Below are 17,559 nucleotides of genomic sequence, written 5' to 3'. Positions count from 1 at the left end.
TGGGTTTCCTTAGGACAAATACGAAAGAGGGTTGAGGACGTTGGCGAGGGTGCCGAGCAGGGACGGATCGTCTTCTTCGGCATCGGCGGGCGGCGGCGTTGTGCTTGCGGCCCGCTCCTCGAGTGAAATCAGGGTTTCCAGCGGCATGATCGACTTGCCGATGGTGACGTAGGGGATGCCGTCGTACATCTCGACGGAGGTCACCCGACCACGGATCAGGGTCTGGCTGCCGACGGCATTGCCCATCGCGTCCTTGGCGGTGACGCGCAGCGAATAGACGCCGCCGTCATCCAGCTGGCCGCCGCCGGTGGTCTTGCCATCCCAGTTGAAGTCGTGGACGCCGCCGGTCTTGGCACCGTCGCCGCGCCAGACGACCTGGCCCTTGGCATCCAGCACTTCCAGCGAAACCGACGAGGCGTTGGTCGCCAGTTCGTAGGACCACTCGGCCTTGCCGTCCTCCAGACGCGAAGTGGACCAGATGGCGGTCGCGTCCTTGCCGATATAGGCGGCGGCATTGGCCAGGGCATTGCCGTTCTGGGCCGCGATCATGCCTTTCAGCAGGTCGTTGGTCAGCAGTTGCTGCTCTACACCGGCCATCTGGGTCAGCTGGGCGGTGAACTCGTTGGAATCCAGCGGCGACAGAGGGTCCTGATTGCGCAGCTGTGCCGTCAGCAGGGTCAGGAAGGTCTCGAAATTGTCGAACAGCTTGGTGTTACCCGCGCTGATCTTGCTCTCGGCATTGGCGACTGTGGAAACAGCGTCGACCATAGGATCAGACCTTCATATCCACGCCCGTGCGGGCATGGGGTTGCGGTGTCCAGACCGGCACGACGGGGGTGTCGGCCAATTCGGCCAGACGGGTGGCACCGACAAAGGCGCGGCGACCCGAACGGCCATCGGACAGGAATTGGTTGAAGCCACCGCGCGGATCGCTTTCGCGGTCGGTGAACTCCAGTGACTTTTCGGAGACGTCGAAACCGGCTTCGGCCAGTTGGCGACGCAGTTCATCGGCGCGGGCGCGCATTTCCTGCGCGGCCTGCGGGTTGTCGAAGGCCAGACGCGCGGACATCTGGCCGTCCGGACCGACCTCGATCGAAACCTCGACATTGCCCAGGGTCTCGGGGGTCAGCACCATGTCAAAGCGCGTGGTGCGGTGGCCCAGTCGATGGATCATCGCCGCGGCCAGTTCTGCCGTCGTGCGCAGCGTGGCCTGCGACAGCAACGAGCCCTTGCTGTCGGCTGTGTGGGTCTCGGGTATGTGTGTCTGCTCGACGCGTTGGGTGTCGGCCTCCATCACTTCGCCGTCCGGCGCGGTCGCGGCCACGCCTATCGCGGTCTCGAGCGCCGGCTTGGCGAGGTCATTATTGGAGGGCTGGTCCGACCCGGAGCCGTTATCGGGCGCAGCATCATCGGTAGATATGGCGGCATTGCCAGCCGTATCGCCGCTGATGTCTTGGGCCAGGTCCGTTTCCAGACGGCTATCGGCGGCATATTTGCGGGCGGTCTCGACCTGAAGGGGCGTCACCGTGCCTTGCGGCAGGGTTGCGGGACGTTGGGGCAGGCGCTCGGCAAGGCGTTCCGCATCGCGGCCAAGGCCATCGTCGATGGGCTCAGCATCCGTGGCGGTCAGTTCAGCCTGTTCCGGCGCGGGGGGATCCGACGGAGGTGTTGTCAGGCCCAGATCTTCCTTGCGCGGCACATTGCGCAGGCGCTCGGGCAGATCGGGGCGCGGCACTTCAATCGCAGGTGCGGCCTTTGTCATTTCCGCAGGAGCGCTATCGGTCGCAAGCGGCGCATCGATATCAGTCGAAGCCATCGAACCGGCGGTCGGAGCAGCCTTCGCTGCGGCCTCGGCAGCTTCTGCCGCCTGCGGTCGGGAGCTGTCCATAGACGGCGAAGCAGGGACGGCGACCGGCGCAAAGGCCAGTTCATTGCCGGCTTTCCCACCCTCGAAATCCGTGTCCGTCACCAAGGCTGCCGCAGCATCTTCAGTCAGCTGCAGGTCCATCACAAGACGGGTGGGGACGGGCTGGGGTGCGATGACCGGAGTCGGGCCCATCGGGTTTGCGGTTTCCGGCGAAGCCTCTGAATCCGTTTCGGTTTCAGCGCCGCCTTCCTTGGCCCCAAACGTGTTCAGCATGTCAGAGAACGCACCCGACATGGCGGCATCCGTATCGGTGCCGCTGTCGGAGGCAGCAGTCATCACCGCGCCATTCAGGGCGGTACCAGTCATGACAGACAGGATTGCGGATGCGGACATTGCCCAGCGTGATGTTTGGGGTGGAGTGGCGTCTTCTGCGCCGGAACATTCGACCCTGCCGTCGCAAGCGCCGGGCCAAATCGTTTTCACTGATCCAAAAGACTGAAAATCCAGCGAAAATATCAGGACCGACCCTGTGGATGGCGGGTTTCGGCGACGGGACGAAAATGCTCTGCCTGATCGTTTTTGCCGGGGTCGGCAGGCACGAATGGTTCGGGTGGCCAACTGGCCCGCGATTTGCCCCTTACCTGTTCGAGAGAACAAGGGCTGAATGCCAATGTCTAATAAATTCAATATTTTGGGCGAAAGCCCTAAAGCGGCTGCCGGGCAAGAATTGCGCGGCTGTCTGCAAGGCTTGCCGGGTTTTCCCGGTAAAGGAGGCCGCTGATGTCGCTGAACCTGATCATGAATATCGCGACGTCGGGCATGAACACGGCGCAAAGCCAGCTGCGCGTGGTGTCGGACAATGTCACCAACATCAACACGCCCGGCTATGTGCGCAAAATTGCCGATCAGCAGTCCTTGACGACCCAGGGGATGGGCACGGGCGTGCAGATTGCCCGTGTGCGTCTGGCGACCGACCGTTTCCTTCAGGCCTCTACGCTGAACACCTCTGCGGATGCTGCGCGCGAGACGGTTCGGTATGAATTGTTCGACCGCATCCAGTCCCTGTTCGGTGATCCGGGCGGAGACAGCAGCTTCTTCACCGGCATCGATGATGTGTTCGCCGCCTTTGCCGCCTCGGCCGAGCTGCCCGGCTCGGCTGCGGCGCGCCAGACGGCGATCTGGAAGACCCAGAACCTGTTCGATCAGGCGGCGGACATCTCGCGCCAGATCCAGGCTGTGCGCGAGGATGCCGACGGACGCCTCCAGAGCTCGGTGGATTCCATCAATGGCCTGCTGGACCAGATCAGCAAGCTGAACCGCGAGATCACCCGCGCCACCGTAACCGGCGCGGACGCGACCGGCGCCCAGAACGCGCAGGCGCAGCTGATCGACCAGCTGTCGTCCTTTATGGATATCCGCCTGTCGCCCCAGAACAATGGGGCTACCGAAATCCGTACGGGTGCAGGCCTTCTGCTGGTGGGCAACGAGCCGGCCAAGCTGGAATACCAGCGGGCAGGGGCCATCAGCGCACAGACCAGCTTTGGCGACATTATAGTGCGTGAGCCCAGCGGCTCTTCGCGCTCGCTTACCGAAGGGCTGGTCAGCGGTGAACTCAAGGGCCTGATCCAGCTGCGCGACATCGACGCCCCGCAGGCTGCCGAACAGTTGGCCGAACTCACCTCCAAACTGGCGGACGAGTTGAACCGCGCGCACAATGCGTCGTCCTCGGTTCCTGCCCCTGCGGTTATGCAGGGCCGCAATACCGGCCAGACGCTGGAAACGGCACTGTCCGGCTTCACGGGACGCACCACTTTGGCGGTGTTGAACGATAGTGGCGTGGTGCAAAGCCGCGCCGAGATCGTGTTCAACGGGGCCAACATCACCATCAACGGGGTTGCGGCCACGCCTGCGACATTCCTGACGGTGCTGAACGCGCAGGTGCCGGGTGTGACGGCCAGCTTTGCCAACGGTGCCCTCAAGCTGGAAGCCGCGGGCGGCAACGGTCTGGCCATTGCTGATGACGCCACCGCTCCCAGCAACAAGAACGGCAAGGGTTTCTCGCACTATTTCGGCCTGAACGACCTCGTCTCCAGCACGGCGCCGATCAGCTATGAAACGGGTATGACGACGGCATCGGCCCACGGATTTGCCGCTGGCCAGCAGCTCACCTTCCGCTTCGCCAATGGCGAAGGCGTGAAGATCCGCGATATCGAGTTCACGGTTCCGGCGGGCGGCACTATGGCCGATCTGATCTCGGCCCTGAATGATCCGGTCGCGGGTGTGGGCCGTCACGGCACCTTCAGCCTCAGCGCATCGGGAGAGATGATCTTCACCGGACGCGGCACGCCACCGGCCCAGATGTCTGTCCTGAATGACCGTACGGCGCAAAATCCGTCCGGCGTTTCGATGAGCCAGGTGTTCGGACTTGGCGGTATGCGTGGCGCGCGTACGGCGACCATGTCGGTACGTCAGGACATCATGGGCGACCCCACTAAACTGGCCCTCAGCCAGCTGAATCTGGGCGTTCCGGCCGGCAGTCCCGCGATCAGCGGGGCCGACGGAACGGGCGCGCGTCTGCTGGCCCAGGCCGGCAATGCCAGCACCAGATTCGGACCGGCGGGAGGCGTTTCGGGTTCGATCTCGACCCTGACGCGCTATGCGTCGGACATGGCGGGCTCGATCGGGGCAAAAGCCAATCTGCGCGAAAACGCCGCCAGCAGTGCCGAGGCTCTGTACTCGACCGCCAGTGCCCGCAGGGATTCCTTCGAAGGGGTCAATCTGGAAGAGGAACTGGTCCTGATGACCACCTTCCAGCAGGCCTTCAACGCATCGGCACGCCTGATCCAGGCGGCGTCGGAAATGTATGACACTCTGATTGGGATGGTCCGATGAGCCGCGTCACCACCTACGGAAACAACCAGTCGGCCCTTCTGAACCTGATGACGGCACAGAAGCGCACGAATGAAGCGCAGAACCGCTTCTCGACGGGCAAGAACGCGACCGATCTTGTCGGTTTCGGGCGTGAGGCAGCGACGGTCAACGCACTGCGCTCCACCCAGGCGCGGGTGCAGACCCACATCGACACCAACAAGGCCGTCAGAGATAGGCTGAGCGCCCAGGATCTGGCGATGGACAAGATATCGGAGGCTGCGACCGCCACCCGCCTGGCCATCGCCAATGCGATTGCCGCAGGCCGGATGGATGGTCTGATGGAGGAACTGAAAATCCAGTTCCAGACCATCTCGGATGCCCTGAACACCCAGCATCAGGGGCAGTATCTGTTCTCGGGCGGTGTTTCCGATACCAAGCCTTCGCCGGTGGCCAATCTGGACCAGCTGGCGCTGACGGCGACGGTCGATGATGCCTTTGCCAATGGCTATCTGCGTCAGGCCAGCCGCCTGGACGATAATATCGTCATGGATACGGGCTTCCTTGCCAATGAACTGGGCAGCGAGCTGTTCCAGATATTCAAGGATATCAAGACGCTGGATGCCACGACGCCCCTGTCGGGTACGATTGACGCGACCATGAACACCGCGCTGACCGGCTTGATGCAGCGTTTTGAAGCGGCCGCAAAAAACATCGTCAACGAGCAGGGCCGTAACGGTATTTACCAAAAACGGGTCGAGGACATCATCAAGACCAACTCCGTGAAGGCCGATGCCCTTGAGATCATGGTGTCGGACAAGACGGACGCGGACATGGCCAAGGCGGTCACCGATCTGGAACTGGCGCAGGTTGCGCTGCAGGCGTCGGCACAGGTCGTAAGCCAGCTCAGGCGGGTTTCGCTGCTAGATTATATCTAACCGATGGAACGGCGGCCGCAGAGCCGCCGTTCTAGCCTTGAGGGGATGCTGACAGCGCCGCTAGTCATCCTGTGTTGACATCTAGTGCGTTTGAAAGCTTAACCAAAATAAATCTCAATGGCGACGGCACCAGATGTTGCCGGTATCGGATGTAATGACGACCAAAACCGCTGGCTATCGCATCGATACGGATGAACAGGGACAGGTCACGCTGGCTCTTCTGGGCGCATGGTCGGCGACAGGGCTTGGCCACGTCGCCTCGGCTTTGGGGGAAGAGCTGAAAGGACGCGAGGTCACGCGTCTGGAACTGGGCGAACTGGAACGGTTCGATACCGCCGGTGCGCTGGCCCTGCGTCAGGCGGCGGACGTCACAACCGACAAGGCCCTGTGGCAGGCCAATCCCCAGGCAGGCAGCATCTATCGCACCATCGCCCGCCTCGAAGACATGACCACCCCTGCGCCCAAGCGGCCGCCTGCGCTGATACGCGGGTTCAGCAAGGTGGGGCGTGGCGTCCATGATTTCGGTTCCGAGACGATGGGGTCATTCGCCTTTCTGGGGCGCTTGATCATAGCCTGTGTCACGGCACTCAAATCACCCAAGCGGATACGCTGGGCGGCATGGGTGTCGCAGATGGAAAAGGCGGGTCTGGATGCCATTCCGATCGTCGCCATCACCAACTTCTTCATCGGGGCGGTTGTCGCGTTTATCGGTGTGGACCTGCTGACCCAGTTCGGGGCAGGGGTGTTCTCGGTCCAGCTGATCGGCGTGGCGGTATTCCGCGAGTTTGCGGTGGTGATTACCGCGGTCTTGCTGGCGGGCCGTTCGGCCTCTTCGTTTGCCGCCGAGATCGGCTCTATGAAGATGAACCAGGAAGTCGACGCCATGCAGGTCATGGGTGTCGATCCGTTCCAGGCCTTGGTCATACCGCGTCTGGCGGGGCTGCTGATCATGCTGCCGCTGCTGACGTTCGTGGCCATGATGGGGGGGCTGCTGGGCGGTATCCTGGTGTCGTGGAGCCAGCTGAATCTTGGCCCGGCCTTCTTCTTCCAGCGGTTGCTGGAGGACGGCTATATGGCCAAGCACATGATGGTGGGTCTGGTTAAGGCCCCGATCTTTGCCCTGGTCGTGGCGGCTATCGGTTGCCGTCAGGGTATGGCTGTAGACGGCGATGTCGAAAGCCTCGGCTCTCGCGTGACGGGGGCCGTCGTGCAGGCGATCTTCGCTATCATCCTGCTGGATGCCGTCTTCGCCCTGATCTTTATCGAGTTGGGCATATGAGCGACGCAAATTCCCCCGTGACCCGTGACGCAGACGAAACGCCCGTCATCGAGGTGCGCGGCCTGCTGAGCCAATTCGGCGAGCGTGTCATTCACGAGAACCTCGATCTGACTGTCAACAAAGGCGAGATCGTCGGTGTCGTGGGGGGCTCGGGCACGGGCAAGACCGTGCTGCTGAACTCCATCATCGGCCTCAAGGAGCCCGAGGGCGGCGAGGTCCGCCTGTTCGGCTACGAACGTGGCAATATGACCAAGGCCGAGGCCGCCGAGGTCGAACAGCGTACGGGCATATTGTTCCAGCGCGGGGCTTTGTTCTCGGCGCTGAACGTTATGGAGAATGTCTCGGCGCCACTGATCGAGCACACCCAGCTTTCGCGCGATGTGATCCGCGAGCTGACCGAAATGAAAGTGGCAATGGTCGGGCTGAAGCCGGAGGCGCTTTACCTGAAGCCTGCCGAGCTTTCGGGTGGCATGATCAAGCGCGTGGCCCTGGCCCGTGCGCTGGCGCTGGATCCGGAGCTGTTGTTCCTGGACGAACCGACGGCCGGTCTGGATCCTATCGGTGCGGCGGCGTTTGACGAGCTCATTCTGGAACTGTCTCGCGACCTTGGCCTTACCGTATTCATGATTACCCACGACCTCGACAGCCTTTACACCATCTGTGATCACGTGGCCGTACTGGCAGACAAACATGTGGTTGCGAAGGCTCCAGTCGAGGAGCTGGAAAAGTCGGATCATCCCTGGATCAAGGAATATTTCCTGGGTCCGCGCGGGCGAGCCGCCGGAAGAAGTGCCGCTTAAGGAAGGCCGGAACGAGATGGAAAGAGACGCTCATTACGCTGCGGTCGGTATCGTCACGGTGGCCCTGTTGGTGGCCCTTGCCGTGTTCACGATCTGGCTGGCGCGCCTGCAGTTCAACAAGGACTATGATGTTTACGACATCATTTTCTATGGTCCCGTGCGCGGCCTGTCCGAAGGCGGTGAAGTGCACTTCAACGGCATCCGCGTTGGCGAGGTGACGGACCTGAACCTGAACCCCAGAAAGGGTGATCAGGTTGTGGCCCGTGTGCGCCTGAACGGCACCACGCCCGTTCGTGTGAGCAGCCGCGCCCAGTTGGAGCCGCAGGGCATCACCGGCCTGAACTATATCCAGATCACGGCGGGTGATCCCGAAACGCCTTTGTTGAAGTCGCGCTATAGCGAGCACGACGTTCCGGTGATCCAGTCCCAGGCCAGCCCGCTGGCGGAGCTTTTGACGGGGTCGGGTACGGTGCTGGCCCAGACGGTGGATGCCCTGAACCGCATCAACCGCGTGCTGTCCGACGACAACATCCGCTCCTTCTCGTCCAGCGTACGCAATGTCGAGGCGATGACGGCCGAGTTGAACGCCCGCAAGGGTATTCTGATGGAGCTGGAAGAGACGCTGAAGAAGGCCAATGAAGCCGTGACCGAATACGGCCTGCTGGCACAGGATACCCGTAACATCATCAATACGGATGGTGCGGAGGCGATTGCCAACATCAAGAAGGCGTCGGACGAGGCCCGTGAGGCGATTGCTTCGATCAACCGCTCGGCTACGGGGCTGGAGGCTCCGTTGGGCGAGTTCGGCACCACCACCGTGCCGCAAATCAATGATGCTGTGCGTCAGCTCAATCAGGCCACCCGTTCGCTGGAAGACCTGATCGAAAACGTACGCCGCAGCCCGCGTGAGTTCATCGGCCGTGCACCGGCCAAGGAAGTCGAGGTCCAGCCATGATCCGTCTGTCATCTGTTGCTGTTGTGGCTGCGGGCCTGACGCTGTCGGCCTGTGCGGTCCTGAAAACGCCCGATCCGGTACAGACCTATCGTTTCGGGACTACGCCTGCCTTTGGCGAAGGTACGGCCCAGGGCTCTGTGCCGTCATGCGCGCCGACCGGCGTGAACCTGCGTCGCGTGGAGTTCAATGCTGCGGCGCGCGGCGACCAGATCCTGACCGCCACGGGTAACGAGACGGCCTATGTCGGCGGTGCGCGCTGGGTCGGTCAGGCTTCGACCCTGTTCGAGGACGCGCTTCAGGATGGCTTTGCCACCGGGGCACCGTGCCTTCGTGTGACCAGCGGCCCGCTGACGCGCAATGCTGTCAGCCTGACGGTTGATGTGCGTCGTTTCGAGACGGTCTATTCGACCCCCGGTGCCGCGCCGGAGATCAAGATCGCTGTCTCTGTCCAACTCCTGCGCCGCGATGACCGTGCCATCATCAAGGATGCGCGTTTCGACGTGATCCAGAACGCCGATGCCAACCGCGTGTCGTCTATCGTTGCAGCCTACAACGGGGCTACGGCGGAGGCTGTCCGCAAGATTGTGGAGTGGACGGTTCAGGAAGTGGCCACCATGCCGCCGGGTGACGACACGCCTGGCACCCCTGCCAACCGCCGATAAAAAAAGAGCCGGAAGTCGATGCTTCCGGCTCTTTTCATTTCTGCTGTGACGTAGCCTTAGGCCAGACCAGCGGCGACGGTGTAGTCGGCCTCGGTCTTGGCGGCGACCTCGTCCAAAGTCACGCCATCGGCCAGTTCGATCAGTTCCAGCCCCGAACCGTCCGGCTTGACGTCAAAGGTCGCCAGATCGGTGATGATGCGGCTGACCACGCCCGTACCGGTGAGCGGCAGGGTGCAGGCCTTCAGCACCTTGGACTGGCCGTGCTTGTTGGCGTGTTCCATGACCACGACGACGCGCTTCACGCCCGCCACCAGATCCATGGCACCGCCCATGCCCTTCACCAGCTTGCCGGGGATCATCCAGTTGGCGATGTCGCCGTTCTGGGCCACTTCCATCGCACCGAGGATCGACAGGTTGATGTGGCCGCCACGGATCATGGCGAAGGAATCGGCGCTGCTGAAATAGGACGACTCGGGGATTTCCGTGATCGTCTGCTTGCCCGCATTGATCAGGTCGGGGTCCTCTTCGCCCTCATAGGGGAAGGGGCCCATGCCCAGCATGCCGTTTTCCGATTGCAGGGTAACGGTCATGCCTTCGGGGATGTAGTTGGCCACCAGCGTCGGAATGCCGATGCCGAGGTTCACATAGAAGCCGTCCTGCAGTTCCTTGGCAGCACGTTCAGCCAGTTGTTCGCGAGTACGAGCCATGACTTAGGCCTCCTTCTTGCGGACGGTGCGCTGTTCGATGCGCTTTTCCGAAACAGTCTGGATCAGGCGGTCGACATAGACGCCCGGCGTGTGGATGTGGTCCGGATCGATCGAGCCGACCGGAACGATCTCCTCGACCTCGACCACGGTGACCTTACCTGCGGTGGCCATCATCGGGTTGAAGTTGCGGGCGGTCTTGCGGAACACAAGGTTGCCGCGCTCGTCAGCCTTCCACGCCTTGATGATGGAAAGGTCCGCGACCAGACCCGTTTCCATGATGTAACGGCGGCCGTCGAACTCGCGCTCTTCCTTGCCTTCGGCCACGAGGGTGCCGACGCCGGTGGCGGTGAAGAAGGCCGGAATGCCCGCGCCGCCCGCACGGATGCGCTCGGCCAGCGTGCCCTGAGGGTTGAACTCCAGCTCCAGCTCACCGGCCAGATACTGGCGCTCGAACTCTTTGTTCTCGCCGACATAGGACGAGATCATCTTCTTGATCTGGCGGGTTTCCAGCAGCTGGCCGAGGCCGAAGCCGTCCACGCCCGCATTGTTGGAAATCACGGTCAGGCCCTTGACGCCGCTGTCGCGCAGACCGGCGATCAGGTTCTCGGGGATGCCGCAAAGGCCGAAGCCGCCGGACATGACGGTCATGCCGTCGAATGTCAGGCCCTCCAGCGCGGACTTCACGTCAGCGTAGATCTTTCCCATGTCACTCCCTTTTTTCACCGTCTGATGAATATTGCGGTCTTAACCTCCCTTAAAGCGGGAAAGAGCCTGCCGCAAGACATGGACAGAACAGCGCAATGTTCGTCTGTCGGTTGACGTATACTGCGGGGGCACTCAAACAAGTTCACATTAAAGTCGCAATCTGGAGGGCGTTATGCGTTTGCGAAACTTTTCGGTAGCCTGTGCTGCACTGCTTTTGGCCAGCGGGGCACCGATGGTGGCCTTTGCGGACAGCCCCACCTATCAACAGCCGCCGGCACCGATCGCTCAGATCCTCGACAGCGCACCGACACCGGGCGTCAGCGTCAGCCCTGATCGCAAGACCCTGCTGCTGACCGAGCGCAGCAACCTGCCGTCGATCCAGGAACTGTCCGAGCCGATGCTGCGTCTGGGCGGCTATCGCATCAATCCGCGCAACAATGGCCGCGCGAATTCCCAGATCAGCTGGCTCAAGGGCCTCAGCTTCCAGTCGGTCGCGGGCGGCGAGGCCCGTCCGGTGACGGGACTTCCGGCCAATGTGCGACTGACCTCGACCTCGTGGTCGCCGGACGGCCAGAAGGTGGCCTTCCTGGTCAACGCCGAAAGCGGTCTGGAACTGTGGGTCGCAACCGTGGCGGATGCCAAGGCCAAGCGCCTGACCCGCGGTATCGTCAACGCCACGGCCACCGGCGGCTTCGACTGGCAGCCGGACAGCAATGGCCTGATGGTCCTGACGGTCCCGGCCAACCGCGGTCCGGCACCTGTGACCGACCGCCCGCCGACGGGTCCGGTGGTGGACGAGACGGGCGGCCGCGTCGCTCCGGTTCGCACCTATCAGGACCTTCTGAAGGATCCGACCGACGAGGCCCTGTTCGACTATTATTTCACGTCCCAGCCGGCTTTCGTGAATCTGGATGGACGGCTGCGTACCGTGGGACAGGCGGGCGTATATATCGGCGCGTCCCTGTCGCCGGATGGCCGCTACGTGCTGCAGACGCGCGTGAAGAAGCCGTACTCCTACGTGGTCCCGACCAGCCTGTTCCCCAGCGAAACGGTGGTCACCGACCTGAATGGCCGTTTGGTGCATCAGGTGTCGGACCTGCCGCTGCGCGACAATATCCCAACCGCTTTTGACGCCGTGGCCACCGGCCCGCGTGCCGTCAGCTGGCGTGCCGATGCCGATGCAACCCTGGTGTGGACCGAGGCGCAGGATGGCGGCGATCCGCGCAATGCCTCCGAAGTACGCGACCGCGTATTCATGCTGCGCGCGCCGTTCAACGATGCCGCCGTGGTTCTGGCCGACCTCAAGGCCCGCTATGCCGGAACCCAGTGGGGCCGCGACGATGTGGCCATCGTCAACAGCCGCTGGTTCCAGAATCGTCAGGAAACCCGCCTGCTGGTGAACCCGTCCAACCCGCAGCAGCAGCGTGTGCTGGTCCAGCGCAACTATCAGGACCGCTATAACGATCCGGGCTCGGTCATCGTCGAGCCGAACGGTCGTGGCCGCAGCCTGATCCGCTTTACCGCCGATGGCCAGAAGGTGTTCGTGACGGGCGCGGGCGCGACCCGCGAAGGGGCCTATCCGTTCCTCGATGTCATGGACCTGAACAGCGGCGAGACCGAGCGTCTGTGGCGCTCTGCACAGGGCGAGTACGAATCTCTGGTCGGTATTCTGGACGACAACGGCCGCCGCCTGCTGACCAGCCACCAGACCAAGACCCAGCCCACCAATCTGCGGATCCGCGATCTGGACGGCGCGATCACGCCGCTGACCAACTTCCCCGATCCGGCCCCGCAACTGGCCGATGTGACCAGCCAGCTGATCACCTATACCCGCAACGACGGTGTCCAGCTGTCGGGTACGCTTTATCTGCCCGCAGGCTATGACAAGGACCGTGACGGCCCGCTGCCGCTGCTGATGTGGGCCTATCCGGCAGAGTTCACCGACGCCGCCGTGGCCGGTCAGGTCGTGGACAGCGACAACCGCTTTGTCCGTCCGGGCGGCAGCAGCCACCTGTTCCTGCTGACACAGGGCTATGCCATCCTCGACAATCCGACCATGCCGATCATCGGCGTGGATGGGGCAGAGCCGAACGACACCTATATCGAGCAACTGACGGCCAGTGCCGAGGCGGCGGTCGAAGCGGTGGTCGCTCTGGGGGTCGCGGACCGCGAGCGCATCGCCGTGGGCGGTCACTCCTATGGCGCGTTCATGACGGCCAACCTGCTGGCGCATACCGATCTGTTCAAGACCGGCATCGCGCGTTCGGGTGCCTATAACCGCACCCTGACGCCGTTCGGCTTCCAGGCCGAGCAGCGCAACTATTGGGAGGCGACCGAGACCTACAACCGCATGTCGCCCTTCACCTATGCCAACAAGATCAACGAGCCGATCCTGTTGATCCACGGCGAGGCGGACGCCAACTCCGGCACCTTCCCGATCCAGTCCGAGCGCTTCTATGCGGCGCTGAAGGGTAACGGCGCGACGGCGCGTTATGTCGTCCTGCCGCTGGAGGACCACGGCTATCGCGCCCGCGAGAGCGTGGGCCACACCCTGTATGAAATGGTCAGCTGGCTTGACCGCTGGATGAAGCCGCAAGCTTCCCAGCAGGCCGGTCAGGCGCAGTAAAAGCGAAAGGCGGGGTCAAAAGCCCCGCCTTTTTCTTTGTTTCAGGCCCATTCCTCGTCTTCTGTGAAAACGATGGTCAGCCAGCGGTTGGGATTGTCTTCGCCGATCATCTCGCCGATGCGGTCGCGCAGGTCGTCCCATTCCGACAGCGGGCGGGGCGGGCTGTTGGGGCGGACGATGAAATACAGGGTGATTTCCTTGGCGCGGCCCACCTTGGCGACATAGCTGCGAAACGAGACAAAGCCCTCTTCACGCACGATCCGGCTGGCGATGGCATCGACGCTGTCCTTGAAGCCGGGCGGGGCGATCAGCAGCATGTCGGAAACCGCGCTGCGTACGGTCGAAATGGGCATGGGAATGATGATCAAGCACACCACGGCCAGCACAAGCGGGTCGATATAGGGCGCGAACCTGTCCAGCGAGGTGCCCTCTATGGCCATGCCGATGGCGAAGGCAATCAAGAGGGCCGAAGTGATGGCCCCGGACATGGCCCATCCTTTCGCATCCAGCCGCAGGAACTCGGAATCTATCTTCTTGTTGGCGTGTCCCTCGATGATGGCCAGCACGAAACAGACGGTGGCGACGATGGCGGCATAGATGGTCGCCACGCCGAAATCGATCTCGCGACCGCCGGCCATGAAACTGCCGACCGCATTCAGAAGCGCATAGCTGGCCACCGAGATCAGCAGTATGCCGTTCAACGCCAGCACCATAGGCTCCAAATGCCAGAAGCCGACGCTGAAACGGTTCTGCAGGCCGCGGGGCAGGGGCTGATAAAGCGCAAAGCGGGTGATCAACTGGACCACCAGCAGGGACAGCAGGCTCATGGCCGCATCGACCAGCGTGTAGACACCGTCAAAGGTGATGGAAAAGGACCGCGCCAGCAGGCCCAGAACGATCCCCGCCAGGGCAACGATCAGCGATCCAATGATGGAGGCCTTCAACACCCGCGTCTCGGTGTTCAGTCCCAAAGTGTTGAGTGTTGCCTCGACCATGAATGTCCGTCAGTTGGCGAACTCCGCTGATTGGGCCGCCTTTTCGGAAACGGAACGATCCACATCGCCACTGGTGCCACTGAATATGGCAAATGCGCCAATCAGAAGGACAGCGGCCAACAGGGTGGAGATGACAAGGATGGGCAGAACCGATTTGCCCTTGCCGCTACTGCGCACATAATCGGCATCAACGGGGCGGCCTTGCTGTACGGCATCGGCTGCTTTTTTGTGACGGTCGCGCTCTACGGGTTCCATAGGGTTCCTTTCTCCTTGATGACCCCCTTGAAGCCAACGCGATCCAGACTTGGCCGTTCCGCTAGCGATCCCATTCAGGCACATCGCCATAAAGGCCGGACAGAAAACCGATAAAGGCGCGCACCCGCGTCTCGGCCCGCGCCCGTCCGGCGGTCAGGGCAAAGATGGCGATGTCGGACGCCCCGCTATAGGTGGGCAAGACCACCCTCAGGCGGCCATCCTTCAGTTCCTCGCCCACATCCCATGTCGAGCGCAGGGCGATGCCGGCACCGGCCAGCACCAGTTCGCGGGCGACCTCTGACGAATTGGTGCGCACGCGGCTGCGCGCTCGAAAGGTGACGGGGCCGGTCGGACCTTCCAGTCGCCAAAGGGACTGGTTCTCGGCGGCCAGCTGGGCGTGATCGCGCAGGGCATCCAGTGTTTCCGGGGTGCCGTGGCGGGCAATATAGTCCGGGCTGGCGCACAGGACGCGGCGGTTGGGTGCCAGTTTGTGCATGGCCGGATTGGCTGGGTCATGCGCGCCGATGCGCACGGCGACGTCCACATCCTCGGCCAGCAGATCCACAAAGGCGTCGGTCAGGTTCAGTTCCAGCGTCAGGCGCGGGTTGTTCTCCAGAAACGGCTGAAGATAGGGAGCCAGTCTGCGCCGCCCGAAAGAGGTTGGCGCGGTAACGCGCAGCAGGCCGCGGGCCTGGGTGGTGCGCCGCGAGACTGAGGCCTCCAGGTCTTCGACACCGTCCAGAAGCTGTTGGGCCCGCTCATAGACAAGGCGTCCGGCCTCGGTCGGGGCAAGGCGGCGCGATGTGCGCTCGATCAGACGCACGCCAAGGCGGTCTTCCAGCCGTGCCAGCCTGCGCGAGGCGACGGCGGGCGAAAGATCCAGCCTGCGGGCGGCTGCCGACAGGCTGCCTTCCTCAAGGGCGCGGACGAAGATTTCATACTCGGCCAGCATGGTGAACTCTCATCTTTGCGATTTATGCAAAGATAGACCTCATTCTTATTCATGGATAGCGGGGATATCAGCCGCTAGGGTGATCCCAGAATGAGGAGAGCCATCATGTCCATCCCGATGATCCGCCAAGGCAAGTTGAATGTCGCCAATGCGCTGGATGTCTTCATCCGCGAGCGTGCGGCACCGGGAACGGGTGTGTCGCCGGAAACCTTCTATTCCGTTCTGGAGGGCCTGGTTGACCGCTTTGCCGACAAGAACCGCGAACTGTTGGCCAAGCGTGACCAGATCCAGTCGCGCATCGACGGCTGGCACCGGGCCCGACCCGGCCAGCCGGATCAGGGCGAGTATCAGGCCTTCCTGAAGGAGATTGGCTATATCGAACCGGAGGTGGAGGATTTCACCGTCGGCACGGCCAATGTCGATCCGGAACTGGCGACAATGGCGGGGCCTCAGCTGGTCGTGCCGCTGACCAATGCCCGCTATCTGCTGAACGCTGCCAATGCCCGCTGGGGCAGCCTGTACGATGCCTTCTACGGCACGGATGCTCTGGGCGATCTGCCGCAAGGGGGCGGCTATGACGCCGTGCGCGGCCAGAAGGTGATCGATGAGGCGCGCGGGTTTCTGGATAATGCCGCGCCGCTGGCAAAAGGCAGCCATGCCGAGGCTGTGGCCTATCGGATCGAGGCCGGTGCCTTGGTCGTGGAACTGAAGGATGGCTCGCGTACGGGCCTTGCCGCTTCCGGCACATTCGCTGGCTATGCCGGAGAGGCCGCTGCGCCGTCGGGTGTTCTGTTTAAGCACAACGGCCTGCATTTAGAGATCGCCATCGACCGCAACCATCGGATCGGCGCGACCGATCGGGCGGGTGTGGCCGATGTGATCGTCGAAGCGGCCCTGACGGCCATCTGCGACGCCGAGGACAGCGTGGCCGCCGTGGATGCCGAGGATAAGGTCCTGGTCTACGGAAACTGGCTGGGCCTGATGAAGGGCGACCTGTCGGCGCGGTTCACCAAGGATGGCCAGTCGATGGACCGCACCATGAACCCCGACCGCCAATACACCGCGCCGGATGGTTCATCCCTGAAGTTGAAAGGCCGCAGCGTGCTGTTGAAGCGCAATGTCGGCCTGCACCTGACGACCGATGCGGTGCTGGATGGGCAGGGGCGTGAAATCCCCGAGAATATACTGGATATCGCCATCACCGGCCTGATCGGTCTGCACGATCTGAAGCGTCCTGAAACGGAGCGCAACAGCCGTGCGGGCTCCATCTATGTGGTCCGTCCCAAGATGCATGGCTCCGAAGAGGTGGCCTTTGCCAGTGCCCTGTTCGCGGCGGTCGAGGACGGGCTGGGTCTGCCGCCGCTGACGATCAAGATGGGCATTATGGACGAGGAGCGCCGCACCAGCGTCAACCTGCGCAACTGTATCGCCGCGGCCAAGGATCGGGTGGTCTTCATCAACACCGGCTTCCTCGACCGCACGGGCGACGAGATCCACACCATGATGGAAGCGGGGCCGGTGGTCCGTAAGGAAGCGGTCAAGGCGACATCGTGGATCAAGGCCTATGAGGATCGAAACGTCGATATCGGTCTGTACGCAGGCCTGTCCGGCAAGGGGCAGATCGGCAAGGGCATGTGGGCCGCGCCCGATCGCATGGGCGACATGCTGGCCACCAAGGCCGGACATCCCAAGGCGGGTGCCTCCACCGCATGGGTGCCGTCACCGACGGCTGCGACCCTTCATGCCCTGCATTACCATCAGGTCGATGTCTGGTCCGTTCAGCAGGAACTGGCCGCCCGTGCCGAAACGGGACTGGAGCCTTTGCTGACCCTGCCGCTGGCGACCGAAAACTATTCGCCCGAGGATATCCGGCAGGAGCTGGAGAATAACTGTCAGGGCATTCTGGGCTATGTCGTGCGCTGGATCGATCAGGGCGTCGGCTGTTCCAAG

Annotated in this window: 15 protein-coding genes; 8 read left to right on the top strand and 7 right to left on the bottom strand. The window is 62.7% G+C overall.

All coding sequences use genetic code 11. The annotated features are described in order from the left end of the window. Nucleotides 1–9: 9 nt before the first annotated feature. Complete coding sequence (locus B3H86_RS03405; protein WP_292051171.1) at nucleotides 10–768, bottom strand: flagellar hook assembly protein FlgD; 759 nt, start codon at nucleotides 766–768, stop codon at nucleotides 10–12. Between the two features lie 4 nt (nucleotides 769–772). Next, nucleotides 773–2,233 (bottom strand): flagellar hook-length control protein FliK, encoded by a 1,461-nt coding sequence (locus tag B3H86_RS03400; protein WP_292051170.1) that lies wholly within the window; start codon nucleotides 2,231–2,233, stop codon nucleotides 773–775. Between the two features lie 414 nt (nucleotides 2,234–2,647). Here B3H86_RS03400 and flgK point away from each other — a divergent pair, with 414 nt between their 5' ends. The 6 genes from flgK to B3H86_RS03370 all read left to right on the top strand — a co-directional run bounded on the left by flgK (nucleotide 2,648) and on the right by B3H86_RS03370 (nucleotide 9,369). Beyond that, nucleotides 2,648–4,759, top strand: coding sequence for a flagellar hook-associated protein FlgK (gene flgK / locus B3H86_RS03395; protein ID WP_292051169.1), 2,112 nt, complete (start codon nucleotides 2,648–2,650; stop codon nucleotides 4,757–4,759). Further along, entirely contained in the window at nucleotides 4,756–5,673 is a 918-nt protein-coding gene (locus B3H86_RS03390; RefSeq protein WP_292051168.1) for a flagellin, read from the top strand. The genes flgK and B3H86_RS03390 overlap by 4 nt, the downstream gene beginning before the upstream one ends. Nucleotides 5,674–5,827: 154 nt before the next feature. Next, nucleotides 5,828–6,952 (top strand): MlaE family ABC transporter permease, encoded by a 1,125-nt coding sequence (locus B3H86_RS03385; RefSeq protein WP_292051167.1) that lies wholly within the window; start codon nucleotides 5,828–5,830, stop codon nucleotides 6,950–6,952. After that, nucleotides 6,949–7,752 (top strand): ABC transporter ATP-binding protein, encoded by an 804-nt coding sequence (locus tag B3H86_RS03380; protein WP_312820826.1) that lies wholly within the window; start codon nucleotides 6,949–6,951, stop codon nucleotides 7,750–7,752. Before B3H86_RS03385 ends, B3H86_RS03380 begins: the two co-directional genes overlap by 4 nt. Nucleotides 7,753–7,768: 16 nt before the next feature. After that, nucleotides 7,769–8,707 carry an MlaD family protein gene (locus B3H86_RS03375; protein WP_292051165.1) on the top strand — a complete coding sequence of 313 codons (939 nt, stop codon included), beginning with the start codon at nucleotides 7,769–7,771 and terminating at the stop codon, nucleotides 8,705–8,707. After that, nucleotides 8,704–9,369: an ABC-type transport auxiliary lipoprotein family protein gene (locus B3H86_RS03370; protein ID WP_292051164.1), complete on the top strand. Its 666-nt coding sequence runs from the start codon at nucleotides 8,704–8,706 to the stop codon at nucleotides 9,367–9,369. Before B3H86_RS03375 ends, B3H86_RS03370 begins: the two co-directional genes overlap by 4 nt. A 56-nt stretch (nucleotides 9,370–9,425) precedes the next feature. Here the strand turns inward: B3H86_RS03370 and B3H86_RS03365 are convergent, their stop codons facing one another. Both B3H86_RS03365 and B3H86_RS03360 read right to left on the bottom strand, forming a co-directional pair. Continuing rightward, complete coding sequence (locus B3H86_RS03365; protein WP_292051163.1) at nucleotides 9,426–10,076, bottom strand: 3-oxoacid CoA-transferase subunit B; 651 nt, start codon at nucleotides 10,074–10,076, stop codon at nucleotides 9,426–9,428. Between the two features lie 3 nt (nucleotides 10,077–10,079). After that, the gene (locus B3H86_RS03360; protein WP_292051162.1) at nucleotides 10,080–10,781 is read right to left on the bottom strand and encodes a CoA transferase subunit A; all 702 of its coding nucleotides are present in this window, start codon (nucleotides 10,779–10,781) and stop codon (nucleotides 10,080–10,082) included. Between the two features lie 172 nt (nucleotides 10,782–10,953). Here B3H86_RS03360 and B3H86_RS03355 point away from each other — a divergent pair, with 172 nt between their 5' ends. Next, nucleotides 10,954–13,407: a S9 family peptidase gene (locus B3H86_RS03355; protein WP_409450221.1), complete on the top strand. Its 2,454-nt coding sequence runs from the start codon at nucleotides 10,954–10,956 to the stop codon at nucleotides 13,405–13,407. Nucleotides 13,408–13,448: 41 nt separating this feature from the next. Here B3H86_RS03355 and B3H86_RS03350 read toward each other — a convergent pair whose 3' ends face one another. From B3H86_RS03350 to B3H86_RS03340, 3 genes are all read right to left on the bottom strand, one after another. Beyond that, nucleotides 13,449–14,402: a cation diffusion facilitator family transporter gene (locus B3H86_RS03350; protein WP_292051161.1), complete on the bottom strand. Its 954-nt coding sequence runs from the start codon at nucleotides 14,400–14,402 to the stop codon at nucleotides 13,449–13,451. Nucleotides 14,403–14,411: 9 nt separating this feature from the next. Further along, nucleotides 14,412–14,657 carry a hypothetical protein gene (locus B3H86_RS03345; protein ID WP_292051160.1) on the bottom strand — a complete coding sequence of 82 codons (246 nt, stop codon included), beginning with the start codon at nucleotides 14,655–14,657 and terminating at the stop codon, nucleotides 14,412–14,414. A gap of 61 nt (nucleotides 14,658–14,718) precedes the next feature. Further along, complete coding sequence (locus tag B3H86_RS03340; protein ID WP_292051159.1) at nucleotides 14,719–15,609, bottom strand: LysR family transcriptional regulator; 891 nt, start codon at nucleotides 15,607–15,609, stop codon at nucleotides 14,719–14,721. Between the two features lie 105 nt (nucleotides 15,610–15,714). Here B3H86_RS03340 and B3H86_RS03335 point away from each other — a divergent pair. After that, nucleotides 15,715–17,559: malate synthase G (locus B3H86_RS03335; protein WP_292051158.1), on the top strand; the 1,845-nt coding region annotated here is incomplete at its 3' end.

The sequence above is a fragment of the Brevundimonas sp. UBA5866 genome (assembly GCF_002432125.1).
Lineage (GTDB): Bacteria > Pseudomonadota > Alphaproteobacteria > Caulobacterales > Caulobacteraceae > Brevundimonas.
The sequence above is the reverse complement of the archived record's forward strand: the minus strand, read 5'-3'. Positions and strand labels throughout refer to the sequence as shown.